Genomic DNA, 26182 nt, shown 5'->3' with positions numbered 1-26182 from the left:
GCCGGGGCGCGGGGGGGGCGCGGGGGGCGGCGGCGGGGGGGGGGGGGGGCGGGCGCGGGGGCGGGGGGGGGGCCCCCCCGGGGCCGGCGCGCCCCCCCCCCCCCCCCCCCCCCCCCCCCCCCCCCCCCCCCCCCCCCGGGCGCCCCCCCGCGCGCCCCCCCCCCCCCCCCCGACTCGTTTGCCGGGTCCGTTCACCCGCGTGAGCGCCCCGAGTGGTGAGCGGGCCCGGACTGCCTGACGGTGGATCACGTCAGGGCCGGGTCATCTCAGCTGACGAAGCGCCAGCTGCCCGGCCGTGCCGAAAGGAACCCGTCACATGCGTTCTGCTCGCATCATCCTGGCCAGCGCGGCGGCCTCGGCCGTCCTCGCCCTCACCGCCCCCGGCGCCTACGCGGCCGACGGTGACTGGGAGAAGGGTGACTCGTCCTACAGCAAGAAGGAGGAGAAGAAGGACGACTCCGGCTACAGCAAGGAGGAGGAGAAGAAGGACGACTCCGGCTACGGCAAGGAGGAGGAGTCCGGCTACGGCAAGGAGCACGACAAGGACAAGGGCTACGGCAAGCCCCACGGCGGCGTCCACACGGGCGGCGGCGCGCTGACCCTCGTCGGCGACGGTCACGACAAGAGCGGCAAGGACTGGAGCAAGGAGGACAGCGGCAAGGAGGACTCCTGGAGCAAGGACGACTCCTCCTGGAGCAAGGAAGACGGCGAGAGCTCCTGGAGCGGCAAGGACAAGCCCCACGGCGGGATGCACACCGGCGGTGGCGCCCTGGCCTCGCCCGGCGTGACGGCGGGCGGTCTGGCCGTCCTCGCGGTCGCCGGAGCCGGCCTGTACGGCGTGCGCCGCAAGAAGTCGGCGCACGGCCTGGCCTGACCATGCCGGACGCGATAGAGCCGCGGCCGCCACCGGTGCATCGTGTGGCGGCCGCCCGGCCGGCTCTGCGCGCCGCCCCGTCCGCCCCCCGCCGTGTCCGATCCGAGGTGTTCCCCGATGGCAGTCCCCCCTCCCCCTCCCGCCGCCGACGAGCCGGAGCCGACCGGCCAGGGGTCGCGATCGACCCTGACCCTGCTGTGCGCCGTGGCGCTGCTGATCCTGGCGGTGAGCCTGATCGGCGGCAACGACGCGTCGTCGGACGCCACGTCCCGCCCCTCGCAGGCCCGGCTGGCGCCGCCGGCCCCCGAGATTCCCCCCTCCCCGGTCCCGTCCGCGCCGTCCTCCGCGTCCCCCTCCGCCCCCGCCGCGGGCGCCGGACAGCCGGTGGGCAGGCATCTGCCCCGTTCCCGGCCGGTCCGTCTGCGCATCCCCAGGATCTCGGTGGACGCCCCCTTCACGGACCTCTCCCTCAACGCCAAGGGGCAGCTCGAAGCACCGCCCCCGAACGACACCAACCTGGTCGGCTGGCACGCCGCCGGCCCCTCCCCGGGCGAGACGGGCACCGCGATCATCGCCGGGCACGTCGACACCAAGACGTCCGCCGCCGTCTTCGCCGAGCTGCGCTACCTGAAGAAGGGGGACGTCGTCGACGTCCAGCGGGCCGACGGGAGCGTCGCGCGCTTCGTGGTCGACGGCGCGCAGACGTTCGCCAAGGACGCCTTCCCCAGCGAACGCGTGTACGCCGACACGGCCCAGGCCCAGGTGCGGCTCATCACCTGCGCGGGTGAGTACGACCGCTCGGCCAAGGACTACAAGGACAACCTGGTCGTCTTCGCCCATCTCCGGTGACCGTCACCCTCAAGGGTGAGCGGTCACCCGCGTAGTCCATCCGAATCGCGCGCTGGTGGGGACCGGCCCAGGATCGAGTCACGCTCACGTCGCATCCCCGCGACGTCACCTCGCCTCACCGCGACCGAAGTTCACCGCTCCCCTCCGCGAAGGAGATGTGCCCCGCATGACCACCACGTCCGCTCCCGCCTCCGCCCCGCTGACCCGTCAGGTGTCGCAGCGGGTCTCCCAGTCCGTGTTCGACGGCTCCCGCCTGCGGGTCGTGCTGCTGGTGGACGTCTACGACGGCGCCCAGCAGCAGTTCCTGGAGGCCTACGAGCAGCTCTGCAACCAGGTCGCCTCCGTCCCCGGGCACGTCAACGACCAGCTGTGCCAGTCGATCGAGAACCCCTCCCAGTGGCTGATCACCAGTGAGTGGGAGAGCGCCCCGCCGTTCCTCACCTGGGTGAACAGCGAGGAGCACGTCGAGATGGTCAAGCCGCTGCACAACTGCGTGCGCGACACCCGTTCGCTGCGCTTCCACGTGGTGCGCGAGACCGGCGGCCCGGCGTCGGCGGCGGAGCGCAGCCTGCAGGCCGCACCCCGCATGGGCGACGGCGTGATCCGCCACGCGCTCACCTTCACCGTGAAGCCCGGCAGCGAGGAGGCCGTCGCGAAGATCCTCGCCGACTACGCCTCGCCCGAGCCGAAGGTCGACGACACCACCCGGCTGTGCCGCACCTCGCTGTTCATGCACGGCAACCGGGTGGTGCGGGCCATCGAGGTGCGCGGCGACCTGCTCGCGGCGCTGCGCCATGTCGCCCGGCAGCCCGAGGTGCGGGCCGTCGAGGAGGCCATCAACCCCTATCTGGAGCAGGACCGGGACCTGGACGACCCCGACTCCGCCCGGGTCTTCTTCACCCGTGCGGCACTGCCCGCCGTCCACCATGTGACGGCGGACCAGGAGGACCCGCGGGCCGAGCGGCACGCGCTGTACTACCCGGCGAAGCCCGGCAGCGGTCTGGAGCTGGCCCGGCTGCTGGCCCGGCAGGACGAGTCGGCCGCGGACGACCCGAAGTCGCCGGTGCTGCGCAGCACGATCTTCCAGCGCGACGACGTCGTGGTGCGGCTGGTCGACGTGCGGCACGGCGTCAAGGCCGACGACCCGGCGCTCTCCCCGAAGGCGGCCGAGGTGCAGAACCTGCTGGACGGCCGTGAGCTGCGGGGTTCCGCCGGGCCGGCCCGGATGGCGCTCGTCACCGACCGCCGCTCGCCCGAAGCCTGACTCCTCACCGGCCTCCCCGACACGGCACACGACCTGTCGGCCCAGCACACGATCGGAGCAACGTCGTGACCCCTTCCCGTCCCAGAATCGTGGATCTCAGCGAGGTCGAGCCCAACACCCGGCGCGGTGGCGATCTGCGCGCCATGCTCACCCCGGCCACGGTCGGCTCCACCAGCGGTTTCATGGGCGTGGCCATCATCCAGCCCGGCGACCGCATCGGCGAGCACTACCACCCGTACTCCGAGGAGTTCGTGTACGTCGTCTGCGGGCAGCTCGAGGTCGACCTGGACGGCGAGCCCCAGCCGCTCCAGCCGGAGCAGGGGCTGCTGATCCCGATGCACATGCGTCACCGGTTCCGCAACGTCGGCAAGGTGGAGGCCCGGATCGTCTTCCACCTCGGGCCGCTGGCCCCGAGCCCGCCGCTCGGTCACGTCGACACCGAGGAGACCGCCGGGGTCGTCTCATGAGCAGGCGCGTGGCGGTGACCGGTATAGGTGTCGTCGCCCCGGGCGGCATCGGTGTCCCGGCGTTCTGGGACCTGCTCTCGCACGGGCGGACCGCGACACGGGGCATCACCTTCTTCGACCCGGCGGGCCTGCGGTCCCGGATCGCCGCCGAGTGCGACTTCGACCCGGTGGCCCACGGGCTGGACGCCGAGGAGACCGCCCGGAGCGACCGGTACATACAGTTCGCGCTGGTCGCCGGGGCGGAGGCGGTGCGCGACGCCGGCCTCGACCTGGGCCGGGAGAACCCGTGGCGGGTCGGCGTCTCGCTGGGCACCGCGGTCGGTGGCACCACCCGTCTGGAACACGACTACGTGCTGGTCAGTCACCGCGGTCAGCGCTGGGACGTGGACCACCGGCAGGCGGAGTCGCATCTGCACCGGGCGTTCACGCCCGCCACCCTCGCGGCCACGGTGGCCGAGCGGTTCGAGGCGCGCGGTCCCGTGCAGACCGTCTCCACCGGCTGCACCTCGGGGCTCGACGCCGTGGGGTACGCCTTCCACACGATCGAGGAGGGACGGGCCGACGTCTGCATAGCGGGTGCGTCGGACTCACCGATCTCCCCCATCACGATGGCGTGCTTCGACGCGATCAAGGCGACGTCGCCGAACAACGACGACCCGGCCCACGCCTCGCGCCCCTTCGACGCCGACCGCAACGGCTTCGTCATGGGCGAGGGCGGTGCCGTCCTCGTGCTGGAGGAGCTGGAACACGCCAGGGCCCGTGGCGCGCGGGTGTACTGCGAGCTGGCCGGCTACGCCACCTTCGGCAACGCCTACCACATGACCGGCCTGACCAAGGAGGGCCTGGAGATGGCCCGGGCGATCGAGTTCGCCCTGGACCACGCCCGTCTCGACCCGACGGCCATCGACTACGTCAACGCCCACGGGTCGGGCACCCAGCAGAACGACCGTCATGAGACGGCCGCCGTGAAGCGGGCCCTGGGGCAGCACGCCTACGCCACCCCCATGAGCTCCATCAAGTCCATGGTGGGTCACTCGCTCGGCGCGATCGGCGCGATCGAGGTCGTCGCCTGCGTCCTGGCCGTGGCCCACCAGGTGGTACCGCCCACCGCGAACTACGAGACCCCCGACCCCGAGTGCGACCTGGACTACGTGCCGCGGGTCGCGCGCGAGCGGACGCTGAACAGCGTGCTGTCCGTGGGCAGCGGGTTCGGCGGGTTCCAGTCCGCGGTGGTCCTGACCCGGCCGAGGGAGAGGACACGATGAGCGAACCGCATCCACGGCGCGCCGCCGTCACCGGAATCGGTGTGGTAGCGCCCAACGGAACCAGCACCCAGGCCTTCTGGAAGGCCACGCAGGAAGGCATCAGCGTCCTGGACCGGGTGACCCGCGAGGGGTGCGAGCACCTGCCGCTGCGGGTGGCCGGCGAGGTCCGTGGCTTCGACCCGGCGGCCGCCGTCGAGGAGCGCTTCCTCGTGCAGACGGACCGGTTCACGCACTTCGCGATGGCCGCGGCCGACCTGGCGCTGGAGGACGCCCGGCTCGGGCAGGCCGACACCGCCGACGCCCCGTACTCGGTGGGCGTCGTCACCGCGGCCGGATCCGGCGGCGGCGAGTTCGGGCAGCGCGAGCTGCAGCAGCTGTGGGGCAAGGGCAGCCGGTTCGTCGGGCCGTACCAGTCGATCGCCTGGTTCTACGCGGCCAGCACCGGCCAGATCTCCATCCGCCGCGGCTTCAAGGGCCCCTGCTCGGTGGTCGCCGCCGACGAGGCGGGCGGCCTGGACGCCCTCGCGCACGCGGCGCGGGCGGTGCGGCGGGGCACCGATGTGCTGGTGACCGGCTCGACCGAGGCGCCGCTCGCCCCGTACTCGGTGGTCTGCCAGCTCGGCTACGACGCGCTGAGCACCGTCGAGGAGCCGGATCGGGCCTACCGCCCGTTCACCGACTCCGCGTGCGGGTTCGTGCCCGCCGAGGGCGGTGCCATGTTCGTCGTGGAGTCGGAGCGCTCGGCGCGGGAGCGGGGGGCGCGGATCCAGGCCACCCTGGAGGGGCACGCGGCGACGTTCACCGGGGCCGGCCGCTGGGAGGCGTCCCGGGAGGGACTCGCCCAGGCCGTCCGGGGCGCGCTGGACGAGGCGGGCTGTGCCCCGGAGGAGATCGACGTGGTCTTCGCCGACGCCCTCGGGGTGCCGGAGGCGGACCGGGCCGAGGCCCTCGCGATCGCCGACGCCCTCGGGGCGCACGGCCGGAAGGTGCCGGTCACCGCGCCGAAGACCGGCATCGGCCGGGCCTACGGCGGGGCGCCGGTGCTGGACACGGCGGCCGCGGTGCTCGCGATGGAGCACGGCCTGATCCCGCCCACCCCGCATGTCTTCGACATCTGCCATGACCTCGATCTGGTGACCGTCCGTGCCCGTGCCGTCGAGATGCGCACGGCGCTGGTCCTCAGCCGGGGCCTCATGGGCTCGAACTCGGCGCTGGTGCTGCGGCACGGCGCCGCCCACGCCTCCTGGTGAGGCGCCGCAGAACAGAAGGAGTGGAACCGTATGAGTGACCGCATCACCGTGGAAGAGCTGTCCGAGCTGATGAGGAAGGCCGCCGGGATCACCGTCCCGCCGGCCGAGCTCCAGGAGCAGTCCGACACCGGTTTCGACGAGCTCGGCATCGACTCGCTCGGCCTGCTGGGCATCGTGGGCGAGCTGGAGAACCGGTACGGCGCGCCGATGCCGCCGGACGCGGAGCGCTGCAAGACGCCCCGGCAGTTCCTGGATCTGGTGAACAGCGCGCTGCCGGCGGGGGCGTGAGATGACCGGACACACGCAGAACGAGATCACCATCGCCGCCCCGCTGGACCTGGTCTGGGACATCACCAACGACCTGGAGAACTGGCCGCGGCTGTTCAGCGAGTACGCCTCCGTGGAGATCCTGTCCCGGGAGGGGCGCAGGACCACGTTCCGGCTGACCATGCATCCGGACGAGAACGGCAAGGTCTGGAGCTGGGTCTCCGAGCGGGAGCCGGACCGCGACGCGCTCACCGTCCGGGCGCGCCGGGTCGAGACCGGGCCGTTCGCGCACATGGACATCCACTGGCGGTACGAGGAGGTCCCGGCCGGGGTGCGGATGATCTGGACGCAGGACTTCGCGATGAAGCCGGACGCGCCGGTCGACGACGAGTGGATGACCGACAACATCAACCGGAACTCCAAGGTCCAGATGGCCCTGATCCGGGACCGCATCGAGAAGGCCGCGGCCGAGCGCGGAGCCACGCCGGGCCTGACCGACTGAGCCGGACGGAGGACAGTCCCCCATGCACCAAGCCCTGATCGTCGCCCGGATGGCCCCGGGTTCGGCTCCGGACATCGCCAAGGTGTTCGAGGAGTCGGACCGGGGAGAGCTGCCGCACCTCGTCGGGGTCGCCCGGCGCAGCCTCTTCCAGTTCGGCGACGTCTACCTGCATCTGATCGAGTCCGAGCGCGATCCGGGACCGGCCATCGCCAAGGTGACGGATCATCCCGAGTTCCGGGGCGTCAGCGAGCGTCTGTCGGCGTACGTCAGCGCGTACGACCCGCAGACCTGGCGGTCCCCCAAGGACGCGATGGCGCAGCGCTTCTACCTCTGGGAGCGCGATTGACGCCGGCTGATCCCCGCCGACGTCACCGGTCGCCGGGTCCGCGACGCTGCGGGCCCGGCGACCGGTGGTTTCGGGGCGTCCGGCTCAGCCGGGGACGTGGCAGTCGAACGCGTGCAGGTACGGGTTGACCGGCCGGATGTCGTCGATCACCAGGCCCGCGTCGGTCAGCCGGCTCACCATGCTCTCGGTGGTGTGCTTCGCGCCGCCGACGTTGAGGAGCAGGAGCAGGTCCATGGCGGTGCTGAAGCGCATCGAGGGCGTGTCGTCGACGAGGTTCTCGATGACGACGACCCGGGTGCCGGGTCCGCCCGTCCCGATGACGTTGGCGAGGGTGCGGGCCGTGGACTCGTCGTCCCACTCCAGGATGTTCTTGATGACGTAGACGTCGGCCTTGACGGGTACGGCCGCGCGGACGTCACCGGGCACGATCCGGGTGCGGTGGGCGAGGTCGCCGCCCTCGCGCAGCCGGGGCAGGGCGTTCTCGACCACACGGGGCAGGTCGAGCAGGGCGCCCCGCATCGCCGGGTACTTGTCGAGCAGGCTGGCCACGACGTGGCCCTGGCCGCCGCCGAGGTCGGCGACCGAGGTGCTGCCGGACAGGTCGAGGAGGGCCGCGACCTCGCGGGCCGACTGCTCGCTGGACGTGGTCATCGCCCGGTTGAAGACCTCGGCGGACTCGGGGGCGTCCTCGTTGAGGTAGGTGAAGAACTCCTTGCCGTAGAGGTCCTCCACGACGTTGTGGCCGGTGCGCACCGCCTCGTCGAGCTTGGGCCAGGCGTCCCAGGTCCACGGCTCGGTGCACCACAGTGCGATGTTGCGCAGGCTGTGCGGGTCGTCCTCGCGCAGCAGCCGGGACATGTCGGTGTGGGTGAACGTGCCGTCGGGGCGCTCGGCGAAGACGCCGTGGCAGGACAGGGCCCGCAGCAGCCGGCGCAGCGGCTTCGGCTCGGCCTTCACCGCGGCCGCGAGGTCCTCCACGGTCATCGGGCCGTCCCCGAGGGCGTCGGCGACCCCCAGCCGGGCGGAGGCGCGCAGGGCGGCGGCACATGCCGCCCCGAACACGAGCTCCCGTAGCCGCATGGGTGGGGGCGGGGCGCTTTGAGCGGTCGTCATGTGCCGCCTTCCTTCCTCTTCTGGGTGGGGTGTCAGGTCAGCACAGGCCCGCGGGCTTGGAGGCCTTGCAGGAGTTGCCCTTGAAGGTGTTGCCCTTGCCGGTGTCGGTGACGACGAGGTCGGCCGGCGAGTTGCCGCGCAGGACGTTGTCGCTGATCCGGTTCCGCTCGCTGGTGGTGCCGACGAAGCTCTTGAACAGGACGATGCCGCCGGAGAGCGGGGAGCCGCCGACGTTGTCGGTGATCACGTTGCGGGTGATCACGCTGTCCTCGGCGCCGGTCAGGACGATGCCGGAGCCCTGGAGGGCGTCCAGCCGGGCGGTCTTCGGGCAGGACTTGTTGTTGCGGGTGATGCGGTTGTCGCGGACGGTGACGTGGCCGGCCTTCGGCTTGTTCTCGTCGCCGACGACGAAGACGGCCGCGCAGTTGCCGGTCATGGTGTTGCCCGCGACGGTGAGCTCGCGCAGCCGGCGGACGGTGACGCCGATCCGGTTGCCCTCCAGCCGGTTGTCGAGGACCCGTGTGCCCCTGGTGTCCGTGGCACCCTGCTCCTCCTTGACCGTGTTGGCGAGGAACAGGCCGGCGTCGCCGTTGGCGCGGGCGGTGTTGCCCCGCAGCAGGGTGCGCACCGAGGCCTCGGTGGCGATGCCCCAGACGCCGTTCTTCTCCGCCGTGACGTTGCGTACGGTCAGCTTGTCGGTGGCCGTGGCGTACACACCGTTCCTGGTGAACCCGGAGACGGTCAGGGAGGTGAGGGTGACGCCCTTGACCTTGCGGTCCTTCGTGCCGGTCACGCAGATGCCGTTGCCTTCGGCGGCACAGGTGTTCGCGGCCTTGTTCTTGGCCGGGGCCGGCTGGAGCACGGTGTCGTGGCCCGCGCCGCGCAGGGTCACCCCGCTCTTGGCGATGGTGACGCTCTCGCGGTAGAGGCCGGGGGTCAGGAAGACTGTGTCGCCGGGGGCGGCGGCGTCCACCGCCTTCTGGATCGACTGTCCCGGCAGGACCACACGGATCGCGTGAGGTGCGCGGGGGGCGGGACCGGCGGCCGCCGGGGCGGCACCGAGCCCCGTCCCGACGATCGCGGCGGTGCACGCCAGATACAGAGCATGGCATTTCGTCATATTCCAGACAATATGCCCGAATTCAACCGGATCTGGTGGATGAGCCGTCCGGCGGCGTGTCACCCTCGGGGCCGCACGACGGGTCCGGCGCCGGACGGCGCGTCCCGTGCCGGCTCCGCCTCTCCCGGCGCACCGGACCTGCTCCCCCCGAGCTCACCGGACCCGCTCCCCCGAGGTCACCCGACCCGCGCCCCGAACGCCTCGTGGGCCCGCTCGTCGAACAGTACGAACCTCACCTCGTCGACCTGCGTCTCCGTGGCCCTGACCGTCTCCACCGCGATCCGGGCGGCGTCGTCCATCGGCCAGCCGTAGATGCCCGCCGAGACGGCGGGGAACGCGACCGTGCGGGCGCCCAACTCGTCCGCGACCCGCAGGGACTCGCGGTAGCAGGAGGCCAGCAGCGCGGAGCGGTCCTCGCTCGCGCTGTACACGGGGCCCACGGTGTGGATCACCCAGCGCGCGTCCAGGTCGCCCGCGGTCGTGGCGACCGCCCGGCCGGTGGGCAGGCCCTTGCCGTAGTGGGAGGCGCGCAGCCGACGGCAGTCGGCGAGGATCGCGGGGCCGCCCCTGCGGTGGATGGCACCGTCGACGCCACCGCCGCCGAGGAGCGAGGAGTTGGCCGCGTTGACGATGGCGTCCACGGACTGGTCGGTGATGTCGCCCCGGACGAGCGTGATGGTGGTCATGCCTGTGTATACCAACAGCCCGTGACCGGCGACCCGCATGACCGGCAGGCGTCAGCCCTGCTCGCGCAGCCTGCGCCACACGGCCTTGGCCGCGTTGTGGCCCGACATGCCGTGCACGCCCGGGCCCGGAGGGGTGGCCGAGGAGCAGATGAACACGGCCGGATGCGGGGTCGAGTAGGGGAACAGGGACAGCCGGGGCCGCAGCAGCAGCTGGAGACCGGTGGCCGCGCCGGTGGCGATGTCACCGCCGACGTAGTTGGCGTTGCGGGCGGCGAGTTCGGCGGGACCGGCGATGGCGCGGGCGAGGACACGGTCGCGGAATCCCGGTGCGAACCGCTCCAGTTGGCGTTCGATGGCGTCCGTGAGGTCGCCGGTCCAGCCGTTGGGGACGTGCCCGTAGGCCCAGAACACCTGCCGGCCGGCCGGGGCGCGGGTGGGGTCGGCGACGCCGGGCTGGACCGTGATCAGGAAGGGCCGCTCGGGTGCGCGGCCCTCCCGGGACGCGGCGCGCAGGGCGGCGCCGATCTCCGCGCTGTCCGCGCCGATCTGCACGGTCCCGGCCACCCGTGCCTCCGGCGCGGTCCAGGGCACCGGTCCGTCGAGCGCGTAGTCGACCTTGAAGGCGGCGGCGCCGTAGCGGAACCGGGCGTAGTGGCTGCCGAAGCCGGCGATGCGGGCGAGGGCGGTGGGCGAGGTGTCGAAGACGTACGCGCGGGCCGGGGGCAGGTCGTCGAGGCGCTTGACCTCGTAGTCGGTGTGGACGCTGCCGCCGAGGTCCCGCAGATACGCGGCGAGGGCGTCGGAGATGGCCTGGGAGCCGCCGCGGGCCACGGGCCAGCCGCGCGCGTGTGCGGCGAGGGCGAAGACCAGGCCGATGGCGCCGGTGGCGAGACCGTTGAGCGGGGACATGACGTGGGCGACGAGACCGGCGAACAGGGTCTTGGCCGGTTCGTCGCGGAAGCGGCGGGCCAGCCAGGTGGACGGGGGCAGGCCGGCCAGGCCGAAGCGGGCCAGGGTGACCGGGTCGCGCGGGAGCGCGGTGAGGGGGAGGGACATGAAGTCGCGGGCGAGGGTGTCCCAGCGGGGCAGGAAGGGCTCGACGAGACGGCGGTACGCGCCCGCGTCGCGGGGGCCGAAGGACGCGGCGGTCTCGGCGACGGAGCGGGACAGCACGGCGGCGGAGCCGTCGGGGAACGGGTGCGCCATGGGCAGTTCGGCGTGCAGCCACTCCAGGCCGTAGCGCTCCAGGGGCAGGGCGCGGAACGCGGGTGAGTTGATGCCGAGGGGGTGGGCCGCGGAGCAGGGGTCGTGGCGGAAGCCCGGCAGGGTGAGTTCCTCGGTGCGGGCTCCCCCGCCCACGGTGTCGCGCGCCTCGAAGAGCGCCACCGAGAAACCGCGCCTGGCCAGCTCCACCGCGGCGGTCAGCCCGTTGGGCCCCGCCCCCACCACGACCGCATCGAGCATCGACGGCACTTCCGACCCCTTCGTCAGCGGGTGGCCCCCGCAGCCCGGCGGCCTCCGGGGCCAGGATATGCCGGTGGTACGACAGCCCCCTCGGCCCGGCCCGGCCCGAGACGCCCGGAACCGCCCCACCGCCGCCCCCGGACCGGCCCCCGCCCGGCACCCGCCGGGGCGGACGGCCCCGGCGCGCCGAGAACCCGCGCCCGCCCACCAGCCGTCACCCCGCCCGGCCCCCGGTCCACGGCCGCTCCGAAACCGGTCACGGCCTCCCCCGCCGGACCACCGCACCGCAACCCGTCACGCCCTCCCCCGCCGGACCACCGCACCGCAACCCCTCACGGCCTCCGCCGCCAGGCCACCGCACCGCAACCCGTCACGGCCTCCCCCGCCGACACGAAGGGGCCCCCGAGCCCCAAGCCGTACCCCCGTCCGTTGGGCCCCGTCAGCCCGCCGCGGGCCCCGTTCCCGACAGCAGGCTCGCCACCCGGCGGGCCGTAGCCGCGTCGCGGGCCGCGGTGAAGGGCAGGGAGTTGCCGCCGGTGATGCGGAACGGTTCGCCGGTGAGGGTCAGGTGGGCGCCGCCCGCCTCCTCGACGAGGAGCAGTCCGGCCGCGTGGTCCCATGCGGCCTCCCAGGAGAAGGCCGTTGCGTCCAACTCGCCGCGGGCTATGGCGAGATACTCCAAACCGGCCGATCCGCAGGGGCGGGGTGCGACGCCGTCCGTGCGCAGGGCCAGCAGGGCGCGCTTCTGCTCGTCGGTGGTGTAGTCGGGGTGGGAGGTGGCCACCACGAGGTCGCGGCCGGGCGCGGGCGGTCCGGCGAACAGCCGCTCGCCGTCGAGGAAGGCGCCGCCGCCGCGCACGGCGGTGGCGAACTGGTCGCGGGCCGGGGCGTACGTCCAGGAGCCGCGCAGGACGCCGTGGTGGGCGAGGGCGACCAGGGTGCAGAAGCCGTCGTCGCCGTGCACGAACTGGCGGGTGCCGTCGACGGGGTCGACGATCCAGACCGGGGCGTCGCCCTGTATCGCCTCGTACGTCGCCGGGTTGGCGTGGACCGCCTCCTCGCCGACGACGACCGAGCCGGGCAGCAGGGCGGCGAGGGCGTCGGTGAGGAACAGCTCGGCGCCCCGGTCGGCGTCGGTCACCAGGTCGTGGGGGCCGTTCTTCTGGTCGACCTCGTGCGCGGCGAGCTGCCGGAAGCGGGGCATGATCTCGGCCTCGGCGGCCTTGCGCAGTGCCTCCTCCACGTCCGCCGAGCGGCGGGCGAGAAACTCGTCGATGGTTTCCTTGTCTTCGATCATGCCCTCCATGAGAGCACGCCCCACTGACAATCCCCACCCCGCCGGTGCACTCCAGGCGGAATCGGGATGAAGAACGAGTACGCCGAGTTCAGCGGCCCACCGCGTACCCCTGCATCCCCCGCGGGTTCGCGGCCGCCGACAGGATCCCGGTCCGCGGGTCGCGGGCGACGGCGCACAGCCGTCCCTCCGACCAGGGGTCGCCGACGGTCACGTCGTGCCCGCGCCGGCGCAGCCCCTCCACCACCTCCGCCGGCGTCCGGGACTCCACGGTGACGCTGCCCGGCCGCATGCCGCGCGGGTAGAAGGAGCCGGGGAAGGAGTCGTTGTGCCAGTTCGGGGCGTCGATCGCGCCCTGGAGGTCGAGACCGCCGCGCACGCGGGCGCGGAGGGCGACGGCGAGGAAGAAGTGCAGCTGCCACTGGTCCTGCTGGTCACCGCCGGGCGTGCCGAACGCCAGCACCGGCACCCCCTCGCGCAGCGCGAGGGAGGGGGTGAGGGTGGTGCGGGGGCGGCGGCCCGGCGTGAGCGAGTTGGGCAGGTCCTCCTCCAGCCAGGTCATCTGCAGCCGGGTGCCGAGCGGGAAGCCCAGTTCGGGCACGACCGGGTTGGACTGCAGCCAGCCGCCGCTGGGGGTGGCCGCGACCATGTTGCCCCAGCGGTCGACGACGTCGAGGTGGCAGGTGTCGCCCCGGGTGAGGCCGTCCGCGCGGACGCCGGGCCCGCCCCGGGTCGCCGCGTCCGCACGCGCGCGTGCCCCGCCGGCCCTCTCCGGCTCCCCCGGCACCGGCGAGGCGGGGCCCTGGGCTACGGTCGGCTCGCCGGCGCCCATCGGGTCGAAGCCGGGGCCGTCGCCGGCGACGACGTACGCGTGCGCGCACAGCCGGGGGGTGCGGCCGCCCGGGCTGCCCGGCCGCAGCTCGTGGGACGCCTTCTCGCCCACCAGCGACCGGCGCCCGGCGTTGTAGGCGTCCGACAGCAGCTCGGCCAGCGGGACGTCGGCCGCGTCGCCGTACCAGGCCTCCCGGTCGGCCATGGCGAGCTTGCAGCCCTCGACGAGCAGATGGACGTACTCCGCGGAGCCGTACGCGGGCAGCTCGGGCGGGAGCAGGGCGAGTTGCTGGAGCAGGGCGGGGCCCTGGCTCCAGGGGCCGGCCTTGCACACGGTCCAGCCGTTCCAGTCGTACGTCGCCGGCGCCTCGTAGGTCGCGGACCAGCCGGCGAGGTCGGCGGCCGTGAGGGTGCCGGTGTGGCGCTCGCCGCTGGTGTCGAGGGTGGGCCGGGCGGCCTGCCGGAGCAGCGCCTCGGCGACGAAGCCGCTCCGCCACACCTGTCGCGCGGCCTCGATCCGCGCCTCGCGGTCCCCGGCGCCGGCGGTCTCGGCGAGAAGCCGCTTCCAGGTGGCGGCGAGGGCGGGGTTGCGCAGGAGTGCGCCGGCCCGCGGCGCCTTCCCGCCCGGCAGGTACACCGCGGCCGACGACGTCCACTCCGTCTCGAACAGTTCCCGGACCGTCTCGACGGTCGCCCCGACGTTCTCCACGGGCGGGTGCCCGTGCTCGGCGTACCCGACGGCGTACTTCAGGACGTCGGCGAGGTCCTTGGTCCCGTGGTCGCGCAGCAGGACCATCCAGGCGTCGAACGCGCCGGGCACCGCGGCGGCCAGCGGACCCGTCCCCGGTACGAGGTCCAGGCCGAGTCCCTTGTAGTGCGCGACCGTCGCGCCCGCGGGTGCCACGCCCTGCCCGCACAGCACCCGCACCTCGCCGCCCGCCGGGGCGAGCAGGATCGGGACCTCGCCGGCGGGCCCGTTGAGATGCGGCTCGACGACGTGCAGCACGAACGCCCCGGCCACGGCGGCGTCGTACGCGTTCCCTCCGTCCTCCAGCACGGCCATCGCCGACTGCGAGGCCAGCCAGTGCGTGGACGACACCATGCCGAAGGTGCCCTGGAGGGTGGGCCGGGTGGTGAAGCTCATCTCTCACCTCGCTGGTGGCGCGCCGACTGGTCGCGGGAAGGCTGTCCACCGGGGGCGTGTGTCACGCGGGCTGCGGTGTGAGGCGTCGGTGGCCCTTGCGGTCGTAGTAGCGCGTCATCGCGAAGCCGAAGAGCGGGGCGAGGACCGCGCCGATCGCGATCATGATCCAGGAGCGGGTCAGTCCGGCGTCGCCGCGCGCGTCGAAGTAGAGGATGGCGCGGACTCCGTCGCTGAGCTGGCGCATCGGCTCGAAGTGGGACAGGAAGCGGTAGAAGCCGGGCACGGCCTGGAGCGGGACGGTGGCGCCCGAGGACGGCAGCCCCAGGACGATGAACACGAACATGGACACGAGCTGGCCGATGCCGCCGAAGGCGGCGTTGATGGCCTGCACGCCCAGACCGACGGCGAGGGACGCGCAGTAGGAGTAGATCCACAGCAGGGGCAGGTGGGTGGCGTCCATGCCGAGGACGCCCACGCAGGAGACCATCACCAGGGAGGCGCTGAGGAGCGTGATGCCCGCCGTCATCACCATCTTCAGCAGCAGGGTCTGGGTGCGGTCGATGGGCACGGTGGGCCGGCGGGTGTGCCAGGGGCCGATCTCGTTGTCGGCGTAACCGAGCGCGGTGTCCACGCCGTTGCTGATGACGTTGCCGCCCATGAAGCCGGCCAGCACGAGCAGCAGGGTGTAGTAGAAGGCGCTCAGGCCGAGGCCGCTGTGGGCGCCGACGGGATGGCCGACGCGGGTCACGACGGCCACGGGGTCGGCGAGCAGCAGCCGGGTCGTGGAGTCGGCGCCGGGGGCGGCCGCCGTGAGCCGCTTGCCGAGGGTCAGCGAGACCTGGTGGGCCGCGTCGGTGGTGATCCGGTTGGCCAGGGAGGAGCCCAGGCTGCCCTTGCCGGGGTTGGTGAGCGTGGTGATCGTCGGCCGTGTGGTGGCGCGGGTCGTGGTGAGCGCGGTGACGGAGTCGGTGAAGCCGGCGGGGATGACGAGCGCGCCGTAGACCTTGCCGGAGTCCAGCTGGTCCTGGGCCTGGGCGCGGCTGAGCCGGCGCCACTGGGCCCTGCCGCCGGCGGTGTCGGCGGCGATGGCGGCGGCGGCCTGGGTGCCGAGGTTCTGCCGCTGCCCGGCGGGCGGCTCGCTGGTGTCGCCGTCGACGAGGGCGATGGGCAGGTCGCGCAGGTCGTCGTCGGGGCTGACGATGCCGCCCATGTAGAGCAGGGACAGCAGCAGGGCGAGAATTCCGGTCAGCACCGCGGGTACCAGCCACAGTCTGGGGCGGGCCAGCAGGGTGACGGCACGGGCCTCGGGGGCGGCTGGTTCGGGCATGGCTCTCCGTACGTTACCGGCTATGGGGGTACATATCCCTTTCTCACCGTACGCCCGATACATCCGACGATGCGTCAGAACCTGTGCACCCCTTCGTCACCGCGCCGCCACGCAGCGAGTTTTCGCTTCCGCCTCATAGGGAGTCGTGTGACACTGGCGTCCTTGTCCGCACTGCGGACCCCGTCCGCACCGTCCCCCACGAAAGTGCGCCGTGCGTTCTCTCCCACTGCCGCTCGCCCTCACCGCACGCCTGACCCCGGTGGTCGTGCTGGCCTGCGCGGGCTGGGCGCTGACGTCCGGTCCGGACACCGACACGAAGGACACCGCGGCCAAGGACACCCGGCAGACCCGGTCCGAGAAGACGTCCGGACCGTCCGAGACCGCCGTGTCCAAGACGTACGCCGCCGCGCCCGCGCCGTGCACGAGCGTGGCCACGAAGACGGTCACCTCGCTGGTGCCGGGCGCCAAGACGGCCGGCAAGGAGATCCCCTCCACGGACACCGAGCTGCGCCGCACCTGCTCCTGGAACGCGCTCAAGGGGTACGACTACCGCTGGCTGGACATCTCCTTCGAGATCACGGAGTCGGACGACGCGGCACAGACGTCGTACAAGGAGCGTCTGAAGGAGAAGAGCGGCGGCGGCGCGGTGCCGGGGCTCGGCGACGAGGGCTACTCGGTGGTGAACCTGACGACGGAGGACAAGCAGCAGACCCGTGAGGGCACGGTCATCGCCCGGGTCGCCAACGCGCTGGTGGTCGTCACCTACAACGGCAGCGACTTCGAGTCGAAGAAGGCCCCCGGCACCGACGTGATCAACAAGGGGGCCATCAAGGCGGCCAAGGAGGCCGTGGCCACGCTGCGGAAGAACGTCTGACCCGCTCCGCGGCGGAGAACGGCCGGGAAGGCCGACGCCCTCCCGGCCGTGCGTGCGCCACGCGTCAGGCGCCGCGTTCCTCCTGTCGTCCGCGCAGCAGCATCAGCGCCAGGTACACCACCGTCGACGTGCCCAGGCCGACCGCCCAGCCGTAGTCGGCGAGCGGTTCGAGCGCCGGAACGGGCCGCCCGTCGAGGATCGGCTTGAAGCTGGCGCCGCCGACCGCGAGGACGCCGCCGGCCAGGAAGGCCGCCACGGCCCGCCAGTTCCAGCCGCCCTCGTACCAGTAGCGGCCCCCGGTGCGGTACAGGTCGGTCAGGTCCAGCCTGCCGCGGCGCAGGATCCAGTAGTCGGCGATGAGGATGCCGGCGACCGTCCCCAGCAGACCGCCGACCAGGCCCAGCCAGGTGAAGATGTAGCCCTGCGGGTCGGAGTACAGCTTCCACGGGAAGATCAGCACACCGAGGACGCAGGTGGCGAGGGCGCCCGTCCGGAAACTGATCCTGCGGGGCGCGATGTTGGAGAAGTCGAACGCCGGCGAGACCAGGTTGGCCGCGATGTTCACCGACAGGGTCGCCACCAGCACGGTCACCAGCGCGAACAGCAGCCCGAAGACGTTGTCCGTCCTGGCGGCCAGCTGGACCGGGTCCCAGATCGTCTCGCCGTACACGGCCTGCGAACCGGAGGTGACCAGCACGGACAGCAGCGCGAACAGCGTCATGGTGGTGGGCAGTCCCAGCGCCTGGCCCCATGTCTGCGCCTTCTGGGACTTGCCGTACCGGGTGAAGTCCGGGATGTTCAGCGACAGCGTGGACCAGAAGCCGATCATGCCCATCAGGGACGGCCAGAACAGCTTCCAGAAGTCGCCGCCCCAGCCGAGCTTGGAGGGCTGGTCGAGCAACGGGCCGAAGCCGCCGGCCTTGTCGCTCATCCAGATCAGCATCACGAACGCGCCGACGAGGACGAAGGGCGCCGCCCAGTTCTCGAAGCGGCGGATCGTCTCCATGCCGCGGTAGATGATCGCGACCTGGATCGCCCAGAAGATCGCGAACGACAGCCACATGGTCCAGGCGTGGCCGCCGATCTTGCCGGCCTCGCTCCAGCCGTTGCCGATCAGTTTCCCGGCGAGGAAGTAGATCGCCTCACCGCCGATCCAGGTCTGGATGCCGAACCAGCCGCACGCCACCAACGCCCTGACGACAGCGGGGAGGTTGGCGCCGCGGACGCCGAAGGAGGCACGGGCGAAGACCGGGAAGGGGATGCCGTACTTCGGGCCCGCGTGCCCGGTGAGCAGCATCGGGATCAGCACGATGACATTGGCCAGCGCGATGGTGAGCACCGCCTGCTTCCAGTCCATGCCGACGGCGATCAGACCGGAAGCGAGCGTCCACGACGCCGTGTTGTGGGCCATGCCGACCCACAGCGCGGAGAAGTTGTACGTGGTCCAGGTGCGCTTCTCGACGGGGACCGGGAGCAGGTCCTCGTTGGCGAAGGGGCCGCTGGGCAGCGGCGAACCAGGAGCGATCTCCACCCGGCCGTCGGCGAGGGTGACTTGGGAGGTCGGCGGTATGGCCGTGGGAGCGGTGTCGGTCATGGGCAGGCCAATCAAACGAGGGCGGATCCGGAAAGGCCGTGCGGGGCCGGCGGGGCCGGGGAGGGGCGGCGTGGGGGCGTGTCCGCCCTTCCCTTCTCCCGCCCCCCTCCCCCGGGACGGCGGGAGAGGGGAGAACTGGGGTGGGGGGACGGGGAGTCGGTCCGTGGGGAGGGGTCAGCCGTTGACGGCCGGGATCACCTGCGCGCCGTACGCGTCGATGACCTTCTCCTGCGCGTCGTGCATGTCGTAGACGGCGAACTGGTCGACGCCCAGCTCGCGCAGGGCGTTCAGCTTCTCGATGTGCTTCTCGACCGGTCCGATGACGCAGAACCGGTCGACGATCTCGTCGGGCACGAAGGCGGTGTCGGGGTTGTCGCTGCGGCCGTGGTGGGAGTAGTCGTACCCCTGGCGGGCCTTGATGTAGTCGGTGAGTTCCTCGGGGACCTGGGAGGAGTGCTCGCCGTACTTGGACACCAGGTCGGCGACGTGATTGCCGACCATGCCGCCGAACCACCGGCACTGGTCGCGGGCGTGGGCGAGCGCCTCGGGCGAGTCGTCGTCGGTGACGTAGGCGGGGGCGGCGACGCAGATCTTCACCTCGGACGGGTCACGGCCGGCGGCGACGGCCGCGTCCTTGACGGCCTTCACCATGTACTCGGTGAGGTACAGGTCGGAGAGCTGGAGGATGAACCCGTCGGCCTCCTCGCCGGTCATCCTGAGCGCCTTCGGGCCGTACGCGGCCATCCAGACCGGCAGCCGGGCGTCGTCCCTGATCCAGGGGAACCTGACGACCGTGCCGCCGAGGTCGGCCTCCTGGCCCGAGCCGAGCGCCCGGATGACCTTCATGGCCGCGCTGATCCGGGCCAGCGTGTTCGGGGAGCGGCCCGCGACGCGCATCGCGGAGTCGCCGCGGCCGATACCGCACACCGTGCGGTTGCCGAACATGTCGTTGAGGGTGGCGAAGGTGGAGGCGGTGACCTCCCAGGTGCGGGTGCCCGGGTTCGTCACCATCGGCCCCACGGTCAGCGTGCGGGTGTTCGCCAGGATCTGGCTGTAGATCACGAACGGTTCCTGCCAGAGCACGGCGGAGTCGAAGGTCCAGCCGTAGGTGAAGCCGTTGCCCTCCGCGCGCTTCATCAGCTCGACGACCTTCGAGGCCGGCGGGTCGGTCTGCAGGACGAGTCCGAAGTCCATGTGCGCCCTTCCTAGTTGAGGTACTGACAGGTGGAGCGCGGGGTGTAGACGCCGTGACCCGCGCGTCCGGTGTACTCCCGCTCGGTGATGACGAGTTCGCCGCGCGACAGGACCGTCTCGACGCGGCCGGTGAGGCGCCTGCCCTCGTACGCCGAGTAGTCGACGTTCATGTGGTGCGTCTCGGCGGAGAGGGTCTGCTCGGCGTGCGGGTCGTAGATGACGACGTCGGCGTCGGCGCCCGGGGTGATGGTCCCCTTCTTCGGGTACATGCCGAACATCCGGGCCGGGGTGGCACAGGCGATCTCGATCCAGCGGCGGCGCGAGATGCGCCCCTCGACGACGGCCTGGTGGAGCAGGTCCATCCGGTTCTCCACGCCCGGCAGACCGTTGGGGATCTTGGAGAAGTCGCCCCGGCCGAGCTCCTTCTGGCCGACGAAGCAGAACGGGCAGTGGTCGGTGGAGACGACCTGCAGGTCGTTCGTCCGCAGGCCCTGCCACAGCTTGGCCTGGTGCTCCTTGGGCCGCAGGGGCGTCGAGCACACGTACTTCGCGCCCTCGAAGTCCGGCTCGGCGAGGTTGTCGGTCGACAGGAACAGGTACTGCGGGCAGGTCTCGCCGAAGACGTTCAGACCCTCGTCGCGTGCCCTGGCCAGCTCGGCGACCGCCTCCATCGCCGAGACGTGCACGACGTAGAGCGGAGCGCCCGCGACCTGCGCGAGCCTGATGGCGCGGTGGGTGGCCTCGGCCTCCAGCAGCGCCTTGCGGACCTCCCCGTGATACCTCGGATCGGTCTCCCCCCGGGCCAGCGCCTGCTCCACCAGCACGTCGATGGCGATGCCGTTCTCCGCGTGCATCATGATCAGGCCGCCGTTGTCGGCGGAGCGCTGCATGGCGCGCAGGATCTGGCCGTCGTCCGAGTAGAAGACCCCGGGGTAGGCCATGAACTGCTTGAAGGAGGTGACGCCCTCCTCGACCAGCAGGTCCATCTCCTTGAGGGTGTCCTGGTTCACGTCGGAGACGATCATGTGGAAGCCGTAGTCGATCGCGCAGGTGCCCTCGGCCTTGGCGTGCCAGGCGTCCAGGCCCTCGCGCAGGGTGTGGCCGACGCTCTGCACCGCGAAGTCGACGATGGTCGTCGTCCCGCCCCAGGCGGCTGCCCGGGTGCCGGTCTCGAAGGTGTCGGAGGCGAAGGTGCCGCCGAACGGCAGCTCCATGTGGGTGTGGGCGTCGACCCCGCCCGGGATCACGTACTTCCCGGTGGCGTCGATGACCTGTTCGGCCGTCCAGGCCTCGGCGGCCGGGGTGCCGGAGGCGGCGAGGGCGGCGATGCGGCCGTCCTCGATCAGGACGTCGGCGTGGATCTCGTCGGACGCGGTGATGACGAGACCGCCGCGGATGATTTTCCGGCTGCTCATACTCCAACTCCAGAACGGCGATCGGGAAGGTGCGGGTCGTCGGTGGCGGGTCGCGCCCCGCGGCGGAGCCGGGGACGGACGCTGCCCCGCGCCCCGGGGAGGGCTGCGCCCTTCCTCGGTCGCGCGGGGAGCCACGGGGTCAGGGAGCCGTCAGCGGGCCGTACGCCTCGGGGCGGCGGTCCCGGTAGAACTGCCAGCGGTCGCGGACCTCGCGCAGCTTGGCCAGGTCCAGGTCGCGGACGACGAGTTCGCTCTCCTTGTCGCTGGCCACCTCGCCGACGAACTGGGCCTCCGGGTCCACGAAGTAGGAGGTCCCGTAGAAGTCGTTGTCGCCGAGTTCCTCGGTGCCGACCCGGTTGATCGCGCCCACGAAGTACTCGTTGGCGACGGCCGCCGCCGGCTGCTCCAGCTGCCACAGGTAGGCGGACAGTCCGCGCGAGGTCGCCGAGGGGTTGAAGACGATCTCGGCGCCCTCCAGACCCAGGGCCCGCCAGCCCTCGGGGAAGTGGCGGTCGTAGCAGATGTAGACGCCGATCTTCCCCACGGCGGTGTCGAAGACCGGCCATCCCACGTTCCCGGGGCGGAAGTAGAACTTCTCCCAGAAGCCCTTGACCTGCGGGATGTGGTGCTTGCGGTACTTGCCGAGGTACGAGCCGTCCGCGTCGATCACGGCGGCCGTGTTGTAGAGGACGCCCGGCTGCTCCTCCTCGTACATCGGCAGCACCAGGACGATGCCCAGTTCGCGGGCGAGCGCCTGGAAGCGCTGGACGATCGGGCCGTCCGGGATCCGCTCGGCGTACTCGTAGAACTGCGGGTCCTGGACCTGGCAGAAGTACGGTCCGTAGAACAGCTCCTGGAAGCACAGGACCTGAGCACCCTGCGCGGCCGCGTCGCGGACCGCCTGCTCGTGCACCTGGATCATCGATTCCTTGTCGCCGGTCCAGGCCGTCTGGAAGACGGCGGCGCGGATCACTCTGCTCATCGGGACCTCCGGTCGCTCGGTGTGCGAGGAGCCTAGGAAGTCCGCGAGCGGGCTTTGAGTTGCAGCGTGTCACGTCTGCACGGGCGCGGCGTGCCACCGTGTCACGTCTTCGCCGACCCATGTTTCACCGCCGTTTTCGCAGGTCGTTGCTTGTTTCCGGGCTGTTGCGCAGGCCCCTTCGGTCACGCCTGTTGCGCGTCGTGCGCGAGCAGCGCGATGTGCACCGAGGCGGCCTGTTCGAAGTCGTCCAGGTCCACTCCGAGCCGTGCCTGTATGGCCTCCAGCCGGCGGTACAGGGCCGGCCGGGAGACGTGGTGGAGCTGCGCGGTGCGGGACTTGTTGCGGCCGGTGGCCAGATAGGTGCGCAGCACGGCGAGCAGGTCGTCGGCGGCCGTGCCGCACAGCAGCCCGTCCAGTTCCCGCTCGGCGAAGGACTGCACGTGCGGGTCGTCCCGCAACAGCCGTATCAGGCCGCGCAGATGGACGTCCCTGAGCCGGACGACGGGCGGGAGGTCGAGGGCGGCCGAGGAGTCGGCGACGGCGTCGGCGACGTGCTGGGCCTCGCGCAGCCCGGCCGGGACGTCGTCCCAGCCGGTGCGCGGACCGGCCGAGGCGACGACCGTGGCGGGTTCCCCGGACTCGGTGCGCAACCGGGCCGCGAAGTGCGCGGCGAGCGCCTCGGCGTCCTGGTCGCGGGCGAGGCTCAGCAGCACGGCGGTGGCGCCGTCGGCGAGTTCCGCGACCAGGCCGGGCAGCCCCAGCAGCCGGAGCATCCGGTCGAGGTGGGCGGGATCGCCGTCCCGTACCACCAGCGGGACGAAGGTGCGCCGGTTGACGGGCAGTCCGGCCGCGCGGGCCCGCGGCAGCAGCTGCCGCGCGGGTACGACACCGGAGACCAGGTCCGTCAGCAGGCCCTGCGCGGACTGCTCCTCCCAGGTGTGGGCGGAGGTGCCGCCGAGCATGCGGTGCAGGACGAGGGCCTCGGCGGCCCGGTCGGCGAGCAGCCGCCCGCCGGCGGTGTCGCCCCGGTAGCCGCACAGCATGATCTGTCCCCACCGCTCGCCACGACCGCCCAGTTCGGCGCGGATCCAGCCGTCTCCCTCGGTGCCGCCGGCCTGCCGGGCGATGCGCTCCCAGTCCCGCAGCACGTCGTCGACCGCCGACCGCTCCCCCGCCGTGGCCAGCACCCGGTGGGCGAGGTTGGTGACGACGACGGGGCAGCCGGTGTGGTGGGCGACCTCGTCGAGCAGCCGCTGCAGCGGGGCCCCGGCGGTGATCAGCCCGGTCAGGGCGGTGCGGACCGCCTCGGAGAGGCTGACGGCGGCGAACTTGCGGCGTACGAGCCGGGACTGCACCTCCTCGGTCAGCTCGGCGAACGGGAAGGGCCGGTGCAGCACGACCATGGGCAGTCCGCACCGCTCGGCGGCGCGCCGCATCACGTCCGGCGGGGCGGGGAAGGCGCGCCCCAGGCCGAGGACCACGGCGGCCGCCTCGGCCCGGTGCAGGGACCGGATGTACTCGGCCTGCGCGCCCTCGTCACCGGCGAGCAGCACGCCGGTGGTGAGGACCATCTCGCCGCCCCTGAGCATCACGCCGACGTCGGCGGCCTCGGCGACGTGCACCCAGCGCACCGGCCGGTCGAGCCGGTCCGCCCCGGCGACCACCTCGGGGTCCCCGGCCAGGACGCGTTCCAGGGAGAGGACCTGGCGGACCGACAGGGCGGGTTCCAGGGGCTCGACGGGGCCCCAGGGCTCCGAGGTGGTGGTCATGGCGGTGTTCCCTTGCTCAACCGTCCGGCCCGGGCCGGTGCTGCTACCGCGTGCTTCTCAGCGCGCTTTCGAGGATCGCGGCGCCCTCCTCGGCCTCCGCGACGGTCAGGGACAGCGGCGGGGCGATGCGCAGGGCGCTGGTGTCGTGCCCGCCGCCCTTGCCGATCAGCAGGCCGCCCTCCCGGGCCGCCTCCAGCACGGCGGACGCCCGCTCCGGGTCGGCCCGGTCGGTGCCGGGCTTCGTCAGCTCGACGCCGATCATCAGTCCGCGTCCGCGCACCTCCCGGACGCCCGGGTCCTGGGCGGCCGCGGACCGCAGCCGCTCGATGAGCAGGCCGCCGACCCGCCGGGCGTTGCCCTGGAGGTCGTGCTCCAGGAGGTAGGTGAGGTTGGCGAGGCCGGCCGCCATGGTGAGCTGGGTGCCGCCGAAGGTGGAGATGCTGTTGGCGTCCAGGCAGTTCATGATCTCGGCGCGGGCGATCACGCCGCCGATGGAGGCGCCGTTGCCGATGCCCTTGGCGAAGGTGACGATGTCCGGCGGGCCGCTGCGGCCGTGCGCCTGCCAGCCCCAGAAGTGGTCGCCGGTGCGGCCCCAGCCGGTCTGCACCTCGTCGGCGATCCACAGGATGCCCCGCTCGTGCAGCACGTCCCGGAAGGCCGCGTAGAGGCCGTCCGGGGGCGAGGTGAAGCCGCCGACGCCCTGGACGGGCTCGGCGATCAGCGCGGCGGGCGGACGGGTGTGGCCGAGGAGGTCCTTCAGGTCGTCGACGCAGGCCGCGATGAACTCCTCGTCGCCGAGCCCGGCGAACGGGCCGCGGCCGCGCACCCCGCCGTGCACGTACAGCGTCTGCAGCGGGGACAGCGAGGTCGGTGACCAGCCGCGGTTGCCGGTGATGCCGACCGCGCTGAAGGAACGGCCGTGGTAGCTGTTGCGCATCGCCAGGATCGTGTTGCTGCGCCGGTACGTGGTGGCGAGCAGCAGGGCGGTGTCATTGGCCTCGGTGCCGGAGGTGGTGAAGAAGACGCGGGCGTCCGGGACGCCGCTCAGCTGGGCGATGCGCTCGGCGAGTTCGACCATCGGCCGGTTGAGGTACAGGGTGGAGGAGTGGACGATCCGGCCGGCCTGCTCGGTGACGGCCTTGGTCACCTCGGGCAGGGCGTGGGCGGTCATCGTCGTCAGGATGCCGCCGAAGAAGTCGAGGTACCTGGTGCCGTCGGCGCCCCAGACGTACCGTCCCTCCCCGTGGGTGATCTCCAGCGGCTCCTCGTAGTAGAGCGCGAGCCAGTCCGGCAGGACGCCTCGGTGACGCGCGTACAGGTCGCTCACGGCTGCACCAGCCCTTCGTAGGCGTCGGGGCGGCGGTCGCGGTAGAAGGCCCACTGCTGCCGCACCCGGTCGATCAGGTCGAAATCGAGGTCGCGGACGACGAGTTCCTCGCTCCGGTCACTCGCGACCTCGCCCACGAACTGCCCTCGCGGGTCGACGAAGTACGACGTCCCGTAGAAATCGTTGTCCCCGTACTCCTCGACTCCCACACGGTTGATCGCCGCGACGAAGTACTCGTTGGCGACGGCGGCGGCCGGCTGCTCGAGGCGCCACAGGTGGGAGGACAGACCGCGGTGGGTGGCGGAGGGGTTGTAGACGAGCTGGGCGCCGTTGAGCCCGAGCTGGCGCCAGCCCTCCGGGAAGTGGCGGTCGTAGCAGATGTAGACGCCGACCTTGCCGACGGCGGTGTCGAAGACGGGCCAGCCGAGGTTGCCCGGCTTGAAGTAGTACTTCTCCCAGAAGCCCTTGACCTGCGGGATGTGGTGCTTGCGGTACTTGCCGAGATAGGAGCCGTCGGCGTCGATCACGGCGGCGGTGTTGTAGTAGAAGCCCGACTGTTCCACCTCGAAGACCGGGACGACGATCACCATGCCCGTCTCGCGCGCGAGCTCCTGCATACGACGCACGGTCGGCCCGTCCGGCACCGGCTCGGCCCAGCGGTAGTGCTCCGGCTCCTGGACCTGGCAGAAGTACGGGGCGTTGAACACCTCCTGGAAACCGATCACCCGGGCGCCCTGCCGGGCCGCCTCACGGGCGTGCTCCTCGTGTTTCCCCACCATGGACTCGGTGTCGCCGGTCCAGGTGGCCTGGACCAGTGCGGCGCGTACGACCTCGGTCATGAGCTGCTCCTTCGACGGGACGTCAGAGCCTCTACGCCCGTAGACGACGGTCGTAGAGGGACGAACGTAAGCCTCCGGGAGGGGCTTGCCAAGACCATCGTCGTTAACCCGCGGAGTCGATCGCG

24 protein-coding genes are annotated in these 26182 nt (G+C 72.3%); 10 read left to right on the top strand and 14 right to left on the bottom strand.

Annotated elements, in window-relative coordinates; all coding sequences use genetic code 11:
* Positions 1-316: 316 nt before the first annotated feature.
* The 9 genes from ACFY2L_RS30655 to ACFY2L_RS30615 all read left to right on the top strand — a co-directional run bounded on the left by ACFY2L_RS30655 (position 317) and on the right by ACFY2L_RS30615 (position 7084).
* A complete protein-coding gene (locus ACFY2L_RS30655) occupies positions 317-874 on the top strand; it encodes a hypothetical protein (protein WP_390824003.1) in 558 nt (185 codons plus the stop codon).
* Between the two features lie 117 nt (positions 875-991).
* A complete protein-coding gene (locus tag ACFY2L_RS30650; protein ID WP_390824001.1) occupies positions 992-1723 on the top strand; it encodes a class F sortase in 732 nt (243 codons plus the stop codon).
* Positions 1724-1889: 166 nt separating this feature from the next.
* Positions 1890-2987, top strand: coding sequence for a SchA/CurD-like domain-containing protein (locus ACFY2L_RS30645; protein ID WP_390658827.1), 1098 nt, complete (start codon positions 1890-1892; stop codon positions 2985-2987).
* 89 nt (positions 2988-3076) lie between these two features.
* Positions 3077-3454, top strand: a complete 378-nt coding sequence (locus ACFY2L_RS30640) for a cupin domain-containing protein (RefSeq protein WP_390824007.1) — start codon at positions 3077-3079, stop codon at positions 3452-3454.
* Positions 3451-4719, top strand: a complete 1269-nt coding sequence (locus ACFY2L_RS30635; protein WP_390658829.1) for a beta-ketoacyl-[acyl-carrier-protein] synthase family protein — start codon at positions 3451-3453, stop codon at positions 4717-4719. Before ACFY2L_RS30640 ends, ACFY2L_RS30635 begins: the two co-directional genes overlap by 4 nt.
* Positions 4716-5969, top strand: coding sequence for a ketosynthase chain-length factor (locus tag ACFY2L_RS30630; protein ID WP_390824000.1), 1254 nt, complete (start codon positions 4716-4718; stop codon positions 5967-5969). The genes ACFY2L_RS30635 and ACFY2L_RS30630 overlap by 4 nt, the downstream gene beginning before the upstream one ends.
* 30 nt (positions 5970-5999) lie before the next feature.
* Complete coding sequence (locus tag ACFY2L_RS30625) at positions 6000-6257, top strand: acyl carrier protein (protein WP_390658831.1); 258 nt, start codon at positions 6000-6002, stop codon at positions 6255-6257.
* Position 6258: 1 nt separating this feature from the next.
* The gene (locus tag ACFY2L_RS30620) at positions 6259-6738 is read left to right on the top strand and encodes an SRPBCC family protein (protein ID WP_390658832.1); all 480 of its coding nucleotides are present in this window, start codon (positions 6259-6261) and stop codon (positions 6736-6738) included.
* Between the two features lie 22 nt (positions 6739-6760).
* Positions 6761-7084 (top strand): TcmI family type II polyketide cyclase, encoded by a 324-nt coding sequence (locus ACFY2L_RS30615; RefSeq protein ID WP_390658833.1) that lies wholly within the window; start codon positions 6761-6763, stop codon positions 7082-7084.
* Between the two features lie 84 nt (positions 7085-7168).
* Here ACFY2L_RS30615 and ACFY2L_RS30610 read toward each other — a convergent pair whose 3' ends face one another.
* From ACFY2L_RS30610 to ACFY2L_RS30580, 7 genes are all read right to left on the bottom strand, one after another.
* Complete coding sequence (locus ACFY2L_RS30610; protein WP_390658834.1) at positions 7169-8197, bottom strand: methyltransferase; 1029 nt, start codon at positions 8195-8197, stop codon at positions 7169-7171.
* Positions 8198-8234: 37 nt separating this feature from the next.
* The gene (locus tag ACFY2L_RS30605; protein ID WP_390658835.1) at positions 8235-9317 is read right to left on the bottom strand and encodes a nitrous oxide reductase family maturation protein NosD; all 1083 of its coding nucleotides are present in this window, start codon (positions 9315-9317) and stop codon (positions 8235-8237) included.
* A 176-nt stretch (positions 9318-9493) separates the two neighbouring features.
* On the bottom strand, positions 9494-10003 hold the full coding sequence (locus ACFY2L_RS30600) for an O-acetyl-ADP-ribose deacetylase (RefSeq protein WP_390658836.1): 510 nt from the start codon (positions 10001-10003) through the stop codon (positions 9494-9496).
* 51 nt (positions 10004-10054) lie between these two features.
* Positions 10055-11467, bottom strand: coding sequence for a phytoene desaturase family protein (locus tag ACFY2L_RS30595; RefSeq protein WP_390823999.1), 1413 nt, complete (start codon positions 11465-11467; stop codon positions 10055-10057).
* A gap of 439 nt (positions 11468-11906) precedes the next feature.
* Positions 11907-12764, bottom strand: coding sequence for an inositol monophosphatase family protein (locus ACFY2L_RS30590; protein WP_390658838.1), 858 nt, complete (start codon positions 12762-12764; stop codon positions 11907-11909).
* 88 nt (positions 12765-12852) lie between these two features.
* Positions 12853-14736 carry a gamma-glutamyltransferase family protein gene (locus tag ACFY2L_RS30585; RefSeq protein WP_390823998.1) on the bottom strand — a complete coding sequence of 628 codons (1884 nt, stop codon included), beginning with the start codon at positions 14734-14736 and terminating at the stop codon, positions 12853-12855.
* Positions 14737-14797: 61 nt separating this feature from the next.
* Positions 14798-16063, bottom strand: coding sequence for a YhgE/Pip domain-containing protein (locus ACFY2L_RS30580; RefSeq protein WP_390823996.1), 1266 nt, complete (start codon positions 16061-16063; stop codon positions 14798-14800).
* A 211-nt stretch (positions 16064-16274) separates the two neighbouring features.
* Here ACFY2L_RS30580 and ACFY2L_RS30575 point away from each other — a divergent pair, with 211 nt between their 5' ends.
* Positions 16275-16937, top strand: a complete 663-nt coding sequence (locus ACFY2L_RS30575) for a hypothetical protein (RefSeq protein ID WP_390823995.1) — start codon at positions 16275-16277, stop codon at positions 16935-16937.
* A 64-nt stretch (positions 16938-17001) separates the two neighbouring features.
* Here ACFY2L_RS30575 and ACFY2L_RS30570 read toward each other — a convergent pair whose 3' ends face one another.
* From ACFY2L_RS30570 to ACFY2L_RS30540, 7 genes are all read right to left on the bottom strand, one after another.
* Entirely contained in the window at positions 17002-18531 is a 1530-nt protein-coding gene (locus ACFY2L_RS30570; RefSeq protein WP_390658842.1) for an NCS1 family nucleobase:cation symporter-1, read from the bottom strand.
* Positions 18532-18705: 174 nt separating this feature from the next.
* The gene (locus ACFY2L_RS30565; protein WP_390658843.1) at positions 18706-19725 is read right to left on the bottom strand and encodes a TIGR03842 family LLM class F420-dependent oxidoreductase; all 1020 of its coding nucleotides are present in this window, start codon (positions 19723-19725) and stop codon (positions 18706-18708) included.
* A gap of 11 nt (positions 19726-19736) precedes the next feature.
* Complete coding sequence (gene hydA, locus ACFY2L_RS30560) at positions 19737-21140, bottom strand: dihydropyrimidinase (RefSeq protein ID WP_390823994.1); 1404 nt, start codon at positions 21138-21140, stop codon at positions 19737-19739.
* A 139-nt stretch (positions 21141-21279) separates the two neighbouring features.
* The gene (locus tag ACFY2L_RS30555) at positions 21280-22122 is read right to left on the bottom strand and encodes a nitrilase-related carbon-nitrogen hydrolase (protein WP_390658845.1); all 843 of its coding nucleotides are present in this window, start codon (positions 22120-22122) and stop codon (positions 21280-21282) included.
* A gap of 182 nt (positions 22123-22304) precedes the next feature.
* Entirely contained in the window at positions 22305-23891 is a 1587-nt protein-coding gene (locus tag ACFY2L_RS30550; protein WP_390658846.1) for a PucR family transcriptional regulator, read from the bottom strand.
* Between the two features lie 43 nt (positions 23892-23934).
* On the bottom strand, positions 23935-25218 hold the full coding sequence (locus tag ACFY2L_RS30545; protein WP_390658847.1) for an aspartate aminotransferase family protein: 1284 nt from the start codon (positions 25216-25218) through the stop codon (positions 23935-23937).
* Positions 25215-26057, bottom strand: coding sequence for a nitrilase-related carbon-nitrogen hydrolase (locus ACFY2L_RS30540; RefSeq protein ID WP_390658848.1), 843 nt, complete (start codon positions 26055-26057; stop codon positions 25215-25217). Before ACFY2L_RS30540 ends, ACFY2L_RS30545 begins: the two co-directional genes overlap by 4 nt.
* Between the last annotated feature and the right edge of the window lie 125 nt (positions 26058-26182).

The sequence above is a fragment of the Streptomyces sp. NPDC001381 genome, from assembly GCF_042895685.1.
In the GTDB taxonomy this organism is placed as follows: Bacteria; Actinomycetota; Actinomycetes; order Streptomycetales; family Streptomycetaceae; genus Streptomyces.
The sequence above is the reverse complement of the archived record's forward strand: the minus strand, read 5'-3'. Positions and strand labels throughout refer to the sequence as shown.

Excerpts from the sequence above, each read along its gene's own strand:
- hydA (WP_390823994.1), bottom strand. The coding sequence starts at position 21,140 with ATGAGCAGCCGGAAAATCATCCGCGGCGGTCTCGTCATCACCGCGTCC.
- ACFY2L_RS30600 (WP_390658836.1), bottom strand. The coding sequence starts at position 10,003 with ATGACCACCATCACGCTCGTCCGGGGCGACATCACCGACCAGTCCGTG.
- ACFY2L_RS30570 (WP_390658842.1), bottom strand. The coding sequence starts at position 18,531 with ATGACCGACACCGCTCCCACGGCCATACCGCCGACCTCCCAAGTCACC.
- ACFY2L_RS30650 (WP_390824001.1), top strand. The coding sequence starts at position 992 with ATGGCAGTCCCCCCTCCCCCTCCCGCCGCCGACGAGCCGGAGCCGACC.
- ACFY2L_RS30615 (WP_390658833.1), top strand. The coding sequence starts at position 6,761 with ATGCACCAAGCCCTGATCGTCGCCCGGATGGCCCCGGGTTCGGCTCCG.
- ACFY2L_RS30620 (WP_390658832.1), top strand. The coding sequence starts at position 6,259 with ATGACCGGACACACGCAGAACGAGATCACCATCGCCGCCCCGCTGGAC.
- ACFY2L_RS30540 (WP_390658848.1), bottom strand. The coding sequence starts at position 26,057 with ATGACCGAGGTCGTACGCGCCGCACTGGTCCAGGCCACCTGGACCGGC.
- ACFY2L_RS30555 (WP_390658845.1), bottom strand. The coding sequence starts at position 22,122 with ATGAGCAGAGTGATCCGCGCCGCCGTCTTCCAGACGGCCTGGACCGGC.
- ACFY2L_RS30565 (WP_390658843.1), bottom strand. The coding sequence starts at position 19,725 with ATGGACTTCGGACTCGTCCTGCAGACCGACCCGCCGGCCTCGAAGGTC.
- ACFY2L_RS30550 (WP_390658846.1), bottom strand. The coding sequence starts at position 23,891 with ATGACCACCACCTCGGAGCCCTGGGGCCCCGTCGAGCCCCTGGAACCC.
- ACFY2L_RS30655 (WP_390824003.1), top strand. The coding sequence starts at position 317 with ATGCGTTCTGCTCGCATCATCCTGGCCAGCGCGGCGGCCTCGGCCGTC.
- ACFY2L_RS30605 (WP_390658835.1), bottom strand. The coding sequence starts at position 9,317 with ATGACGAAATGCCATGCTCTGTATCTGGCGTGCACCGCCGCGATCGTC.
- ACFY2L_RS30625 (WP_390658831.1), top strand. The coding sequence starts at position 6,000 with ATGAGTGACCGCATCACCGTGGAAGAGCTGTCCGAGCTGATGAGGAAG.
- ACFY2L_RS30635 (WP_390658829.1), top strand. The coding sequence starts at position 3,451 with ATGAGCAGGCGCGTGGCGGTGACCGGTATAGGTGTCGTCGCCCCGGGC.
- ACFY2L_RS30590 (WP_390658838.1), bottom strand. The coding sequence starts at position 12,764 with ATGATCGAAGACAAGGAAACCATCGACGAGTTTCTCGCCCGCCGCTCG.
- ACFY2L_RS30630 (WP_390824000.1), top strand. The coding sequence starts at position 4,716 with ATGAGCGAACCGCATCCACGGCGCGCCGCCGTCACCGGAATCGGTGTG.
- ACFY2L_RS30645 (WP_390658827.1), top strand. The coding sequence starts at position 1,890 with ATGACCACCACGTCCGCTCCCGCCTCCGCCCCGCTGACCCGTCAGGTG.
- ACFY2L_RS30580 (WP_390823996.1), bottom strand. The coding sequence starts at position 16,063 with ATGCCCGAACCAGCCGCCCCCGAGGCCCGTGCCGTCACCCTGCTGGCC.
- ACFY2L_RS30595 (WP_390823999.1), bottom strand. The coding sequence starts at position 11,467 with ATGCTCGATGCGGTCGTGGTGGGGGCGGGGCCCAACGGGCTGACCGCC.
- ACFY2L_RS30585 (WP_390823998.1), bottom strand. The coding sequence starts at position 14,736 with ATGAGCTTCACCACCCGGCCCACCCTCCAGGGCACCTTCGGCATGGTG.
- ACFY2L_RS30610 (WP_390658834.1), bottom strand. The coding sequence starts at position 8,197 with ATGACGACCGCTCAAAGCGCCCCGCCCCCACCCATGCGGCTACGGGAG.